The organism is Amycolatopsis coloradensis (assembly GCF_037997115.1).
In the GTDB taxonomy this organism is placed as follows: Bacteria; Actinomycetota; Actinomycetes; order Mycobacteriales; family Pseudonocardiaceae; genus Amycolatopsis; species Amycolatopsis coloradensis_A.
Genome location: NZ_CP150484.1, coordinates 1,981,676 through 1,985,859, shown reverse-complemented (window position 1 = coordinate 1,985,859; position 4,184 = coordinate 1,981,676). Strand labels below are relative to the sequence as shown.

Genomic DNA, 4,184 nt, shown 5'->3' with positions numbered 1-4,184 from the left:
CTCTTCCGATCTCGCGTCTAGCGCGAGGAAGGAGGCCTTCATCTACTTCGGCGCCTCACCGCGCGGCGGCGGCTGAGCGCGCGGCGGCTGGATAGGGTGGCGGGGTGAGCGCACCCCAGATCACGCTGACCGTCCGGCACACCCCGTCCGCCCTGGACTCCCGCCGCGGCGTCGTCCGGCTGCACCCCGAAGTCCTCGACGCGCTCGGCCTGATGGCCTGGGACGCCGTCCGCGTCACGGGCGCGCGGGTCAGCTCGGCGCTGGCCGCCCCGTCGGACGCGGAGGGGATCCCGGGGGTGATCCTCCTCGACGACGTCACGATGTCGAACCTCGGCGTGACCGAGGGCTCGGAGGTCGTCGTCGCGCCCGCGGAGGTGTCGGCGGCGAAGACGGTCACCGTGGCGGGTTCGCGTATCGCGAGCGTGTCGCTCTCCCCGCACACCCTGCGGCTCGCCCTGATCGGCAAGGTCCTGACCGTCGGCGACGCCGTTTCCCTGCTCCCCCAGGATCTCGCGCCCGCGCCGGGTTCCGACGTCTCCGCGGTCCGCGGCCAGCTGTCCCGCGCCATCGGCATGACGTGGACGAACGAGCTGCTCACCGTCACCGCCACCGAGCCGTCGGGGCCGGTCGCCGTCGGACCGTCCACTGTGGTCAGCTGGCGTGACGGCGCCCGCACCGGTGAGCCCGCGCCCGCCGCCGCTCCGGCCCGCGCCGGGACGACGCTGGTGCGCAGCACTCCTGCCACGCCACACGAGGATTTCATCGACGCCGAGATCGTCGAAGACGAGCGGATCGACGAGGCGGCCGAGGAATCCGTGCCGCCGTTGTCGGATCTCGCCGGCTCCGAAGCGGCCGCGCGCAAGCTCGCCGAATGGTTCGACCTCGCCTTCCACCGCCCGGAGCTGCTGGCGAAACTCGGGACGTCGGCGCATCTCGGGGTCCTGTTGTCCGGGCCGGAAGGCGCCGGGAAGGCGACACTGGTCCGCGCCGTGGCGCAGGCCGAGAAGGTGCGGGTGGTGTCGCTCGCGGCGCCGAACATCGCCGTCCTCGAACCGAACGTCGCCGCGGCGCGCCTGCGTGAGGCGATCGAGCAGGCCACCCACGACGAAGACCCCGCTGTCCTGCTGATCACCGACATCGACGCACTGCTGCCCGCGTCCCAGCCGCCGCCGCTCGCGACGGTCGTCCTCGACGACCTGCGCAAAGCCTTGCGCACCAAGGGTTTCGCCGTCGTCGCCACCACCGGGCGGGCCGAGTCCACCGATCCGCGGCTGCGGGCCGCAGACCTGCTCGACCGCGAACTCGGCCTGCCGCTCCCGGACTCGAAGACCCGAACGGAACTGCTGCGCGTACTTCTGCGCGAGGCCCCGCTGGAGTCCGGCGTCGACGTCGGCCCGATCGCCGAGCGCACTCCCGGCTTCGTGGCCGCGGACCTCATCGCGCTCCGCCGTGACGCCGCCCTCCGCGCCGCGCTGCGGCAACGCGAAGCCGACGAACCCCGGATCTCCCAGCAGGACCTGCTCGACGCGCTGGCCACCGTCCGTCCCATTTCGATGTCCACTTCGGACAACCTGGCGACCGGTGGGCTGACGCTGGACGACGTCGGGAACATGACCGACGTCAAGCAGTCGCTCACCGAGGCGGTGCTGTGGCCGCTGCGCTACCCGGACTCGTTCGCCCGCCTCGGCGTCGATCCGCCGCGCGGCGTGCTCCTGTACGGGCCGCCCGGCGGCGGCAAGACATTCCTGGTCCGTGCGCTCGCGGGCACCGGCGCGCTGAACGTCTTCGCGGTCAAGGGCGCCGAACTGATGGACAAATGGGTCGGCGAGTCCGAACGCGCCGTGCGGGAACTGTTCCGGCGCGCCGCCGAGGCCGCGCCGTCGCTGATCTTCCTCGACGAGATCGACGCGCTCGCCCCGCGCCGCGGCCAATCCTCGGATTCCGGAGTGTCGGACCGCGTCGTCGCGGCCCTGCTGACCGAATTGGACGGTGTCGAGCCGATGCGCGAGGTCGTCGTCCTCGGTGCGACGAACCGGCCGGAACTGGTCGACCCGGCCCTCCTGCGGCCCGGACGGCTGGAGCGCCGCGTCTACGTCCCGCCGCCGGACGCGCACGCGCGCGAAGCGATCCTGGCCGCCAGCGCCAAGAACACGCCGCTCGCGTCCGATGTGGACCTCGCCGCCTATGCGGCCACTTTGGACGGTTATTCGGCGGCGGACTGCGCGGCGCTGATCCGGGAGGCCGCGCTGACCGCGATGCGCGAATCGCTGGAGGCCAAGGAGGTCACCGCCGAGCATCTGGCGAAGGCGGCCAAGGCCGTGCGGCCGTCGCTCGACCCGGCTCAGCTCGCGGCGCTGGAGGCGTACGCGCAGACCCAGGTCTGAAGTATGTGAAAGGGCCCTCTTCCTCGCGAGGGAGAGGGCCCTTTCACGGATCGGCTAGGAGCCGTCCTTGTCGTTGGTCTTGTAGTCCTTGGTGAGGATGACGATCACGCCCGGGCCGATGTTTTCGATCTCCTTGAACCTGGGCTCGGCGCGGAAACCGAACTCCAGCGCCAGCGCCTTCGCGGCCGCTTCCTCGTCGGTGCCCGGCCGGTAGTACGCCACGGTCTCGGGGAGCCTGCCCGGGTAGCCCTTGACCTCGGAGACGTTCCAGCCGGAGGCGCGGAAGTCCTTCGCGGCCTGCTCGGCGAGGCCCTGGATCGTGCTGTTGTTGTAGACGCGCACCGTCACCCACTTGTGCGACGCCTGCTGATCACCGCCGGGCTGTCCCGGTCCGGGCTGGCCGGGCTGACCCGTCTGCCCTGGCTGGCTCGCAGGCGGCGCCGAACTCGCGGGCGCGCTCGACGGAGGCGCCGACGACGCGGGCGGCGTGCTGGCGGAGGGCGAACCCGGCGCCGGGGACGAAGGCTGCGTCGCGCCGTCCGAGGACGTGGGCGTGCTGCCGGGCGGCGTCGCGGTGTCCGAGTCACCGCCGCCGCCGGTCAGGGTGATGCCGCCGATCACGGCGGCGATCACGGCGACACCGACCAAGGCCAGTCCGGCGGCCTTCATCGGCCGGGACAGACCCGAAAACAGACTCATGAGAGATCGATCCCCAGTCGCCGGGCCGCGCGATTGCGCTGCCGGGCCGCTCGCGTCTTTCGCAGGCGCTTCACCAGCATCGGATCGGCCTGCATGGCTTCGGTCTTCTCGAGCAGCCGGTTCAGCAACTGGTAGTAGCGCGTCGACGACATAGAGAAGCGTTCGCGGATGGCCTGTTCCTTCGCGCCGGCGTACTTCCACCACTGCCGTTCGAACGCGAGCATGTCGAGCTCGCGCTCGCTGAGGCCGTTCACGGTCTCCGACGGGGACGGCTGGTCGGGCTCAGCCATCGACTCCGCGGCGTCCATCCGACTCCTCGCAATCAGGTCAGTGCTCGGCGGGCGTGAAACCACAGGCTTGTCATTCCGCGGCGCCATTAGACCACGGATGCGGCGCCCGGCCTCGGTAACGACGTCGGCGCGTCATGGGTAAGGGTGTACCAGAAGGGTCCGACTAAACTGCGCGCGTGACCGTCCATCCCATCGTGATCGCCGGCGAGCCCGTGCTGCACAACCCGACTCGGGAGATCACCGAGTTCGACGCCAAGCTGCGCACGCTCATCGACGACATGTTCGAGACCATGTACGCCGCCGAAGGGGTGGGCCTCGCGGCCAACCAGATCGGCCTCGACCAGCGCGTGTTCGTCTACGACTGTCCCGACGACGAGGGCACGCGCCACAAGGGCGTCGTGGTGAACCCGAAGCTCGAAACCTCGGAGATCCCGGAGACGATGCCGGATCCGGACGACGACTGGGAAGGCTGTCTGTCGGCGCCCGGCGAGTCGTACCCGACGGGGCGCGCTTCGTGGGCGAAGGTCACCGGCTTCGACGTCGACGGCAATCCGATCGAGGTCGAAGGCACCGGTTATTTCGCGCGCTGCCTGCAGCACGAGACCGATCACCTGGACGGCTTCATCTACCTCGACCGGCTCGTCGGGCGCCACGCCCGCGCGGCGAAGAAGATGCTCAAGGCCAACAAATGGGGCGTTCCGGGCAACACGTGGCTGCCGGAGGCTCAGCCCTCTGACGACTGACCCCTCTGCCCCCTCCAGCACCTGCTCCACGCGCGATGAAGGGGCCTTTCATCGCAATTTTTGCGATG

4 protein-coding genes are annotated in these 4,184 nt (G+C 70.6%); 2 read left to right on the top strand and 2 right to left on the bottom strand.

Translation table 11 applies throughout. The annotated features are described in order from the left end of the window. Positions 1-104: 104 nt before the first annotated feature. Positions 105-2,384 (top strand): AAA family ATPase, encoded by a 2,280-nt coding sequence (locus LCL61_RS09230; RefSeq protein ID WP_340686450.1) that lies wholly within the window; start codon positions 105-107, stop codon positions 2,382-2,384. 54 nt (positions 2,385-2,438) lie between these two features. Here LCL61_RS09230 and LCL61_RS09225 read toward each other — a convergent pair whose 3' ends face one another. Both LCL61_RS09225 and LCL61_RS09220 read right to left on the bottom strand, forming a co-directional pair. Then, a complete protein-coding gene (locus LCL61_RS09225) occupies positions 2,439-3,083 on the bottom strand; it encodes a LytR C-terminal domain-containing protein (RefSeq protein WP_340686449.1) in 645 nt (214 codons plus the stop codon). After that, complete coding sequence (locus LCL61_RS09220) at positions 3,080-3,391, bottom strand: DUF3263 domain-containing protein (protein WP_005160574.1); 312 nt, start codon at positions 3,389-3,391, stop codon at positions 3,080-3,082. Before LCL61_RS09220 ends, LCL61_RS09225 begins: the two co-directional genes overlap by 4 nt. Positions 3,392-3,549: 158 nt before the next feature. Between LCL61_RS09220 and LCL61_RS09215 the strand changes: the two genes are divergently transcribed. Then, positions 3,550-4,116: a peptide deformylase gene (locus tag LCL61_RS09215; protein ID WP_340686448.1), complete on the top strand. Its 567-nt coding sequence runs from the start codon at positions 3,550-3,552 to the stop codon at positions 4,114-4,116. Positions 4,117-4,184 lie beyond the last annotated feature (68 nt).

Coding starts and splice junctions, on each gene's coding strand:
- LCL61_RS09220 (WP_005160574.1), bottom strand. CDS start 3,391: ATGGACGCCGCGGAGTCGATGGCTGAGCCCGACCAGCCGTCCCCGTCG.
- LCL61_RS09225 (WP_340686449.1), bottom strand. CDS start 3,083: ATGAGTCTGTTTTCGGGTCTGTCCCGGCCGATGAAGGCCGCCGGACTG.